Genomic DNA, 2076 nt, shown 5'->3' with positions numbered 1-2076 from the left:
TAGATTCACAAGATCGTCGTCAACAATCAGAACTTTTGCCGAATTATTTTCCCTGGACTCTCCATGTTTTTTTGCTAACGTGACGTCTCGATCGCCTGCATCAACTTCAGGATTTACATCAATTGTCTGTACTACTGGAGACAAAATTGGTGAAGTCTCTATTTTTTCTGCTGGTTTCTCAGACACAGGCAAAGTAAAGGTAAAGCGGGAACCTTTTCCAAGCACTGATTTTACACCAATTTTGCCACCGTGTAACTCAACAAGTTGTTTGGTAATTGCTAAACCTAAACCTGTTCCCCTATATTCACGGGAGATAGTTCCATCTGCTTGTTCAAAGGATTCAAAAATACTGTCTAATTTATCTTCTGAAATACCAATACCTGTGTCAGAAATAGTAATTTCTAATTGTCTCTGACTTTTCTCAGAAAGCAATTTTGCTGATACTTCAATTTTACCCCGTTCAGTGAATTTAATAGCATTACCAATAAGGTTGAATAGAATTTGTTGCAGACGATTTTCATCAGCATATACAGGGGGTAAATTATTATCAATAGAATTAATCAGTTTCAAGGCGCTATTTTTCACTGAAGGTTGATTTAAGGTAATAACTATTTCAGTGATTTCTTTTAGACCAATTTATTTCTGTTGAAGTTGAATATCCTTGTTTCTAAGTTTTTAAAAATCTAGAATATCGTTAATAAGATAAGTTAGTCTAGAACCACTATAAATAATAAGAGATAAATTGCTCTTCTGGGATTCAGATAGTCGATCGGTGGGAGAATCTATCATAGACTCCGCCAGGTTAATTATAGCGTTGAGAGGTGTTCGGAGTTCGTGAGAGGTATTAGATAAAAATTCATCTTTAAGTTGATTTAATTTTTCCAATTGTTTATTGACAATTTCTAATCGACTACGTTCTTCCTCTATTTGTTTTTGTTTCAACTCTTTGCTAGCTTCAATAAATTCATAACCAAAACCTTTTAATAGTCCTAAATGCCCATATTCTTTTAAATAATTCTCCGCTTCCACTAATTTTTTTTCTAGCAATAGCAAACTATAAGATGGATAATTTTTCCAATTTTGAGCTGCCATTTCAATTTCCCGTGTTACTTCTATTACAGCTTGATAATCTTTGAGCCATTTTTGTAAAGTTATCCAATCATCTAACAAGGGTTCATATGCAATAGATAAAATTGTATTCCCAGAGGATAAATTATGTATGCTAATTAACCTATTTTTTTTGTCAGCCAACTTGCCTGTCACTTGCTGTAAAAATTCCAGAGATTGCTCTGGATTTGGTAAATCTTCTAAAAAAGCTCGGCTGGGTTTATAATTAACTTTACCTGAATTAGTTGTTTCGTTTTCTATCTCGACAAGTTCCAAGAAAATACGCAGAGCAACTGGTTTTTCTTTCTCTTCTAGAGAATTGTAAACTTGATCTGCCCATTGATTTAGCCCACCATTAAATTGACTTAAGTGCTTATATATATTAATCCCAGAGTTCCATTGTAGTGCTTCTCTTAAAATGGCTACTGCTTCTTCAGATTTTCCAGATTTTCCTAGTTTTATTCCTTCTTTGATCTTCCGAGGTGCTGCTAATGTTTTGACCAAGGATTCAGCTTCAGCTTCAGCTTTTTTCTCTCCTTTAAGAACTTTTTTAACAGCAGATATAGCTGCCTCTAAATCACCAGATATGGCTAGCATGACTACCTCATTTATCTTGGTAGATGCTGCTAATTTTATGGCAAAGGATTGGGGGTCTTTTTCTTGAGTTTTTTCCGTAATATCAAGGTTGATATTAGAATTTAGTTCTAAAGCTTTTTTAAAAGCAGATATAGCTGCCTCTACATTACCAGATTTGGCTAGTTTTGTACCCCGATCTATCTTGGTAGATGCTGCTAGTTTTTTGGCAAAGAATTGGGGGTCTTTTTCTTCAGTTTTTCCTGTACTATCAAGGTTGATATTAGAATTTAGTTCTAAAGCTTTTTTAAAAGCAGATATAGCTGCCTCTACATTACCAGATTTGGCTAGTTTTGTACCCCGATCTATCTTGGTAGATGCTGCTAGTTTTTTGGC

General features: G+C 34.5%; 2 protein-coding genes. Both read right to left on the bottom strand.

Annotation, left to right across the window (positions count from 1 at the left end):
• A partial coding sequence (locus F6K13_RS30185) for an ATP-binding protein (RefSeq protein WP_287289428.1) occupies window positions 1-585 on the bottom strand: 585 nt, incomplete at its 3' end.
• A 90-nt stretch (window positions 586-675) separates the two neighbouring features.
• The coding region (locus F6K13_RS30180; RefSeq protein WP_287289427.1) for a histidine kinase dimerization/phospho-acceptor domain-containing protein at window positions 676-2076 on the bottom strand (1401 nt) is incomplete at its 5' end.

This window comes from Okeania sp. SIO2B9 (assembly GCF_010672505.1).
GTDB classification, from domain to species: Bacteria; Cyanobacteriota; Cyanobacteriia; order Cyanobacteriales; family Microcoleaceae; genus Okeania; species Okeania hirsuta.
This window is presented reverse-complemented; position numbering and strand designations above follow the sequence as displayed.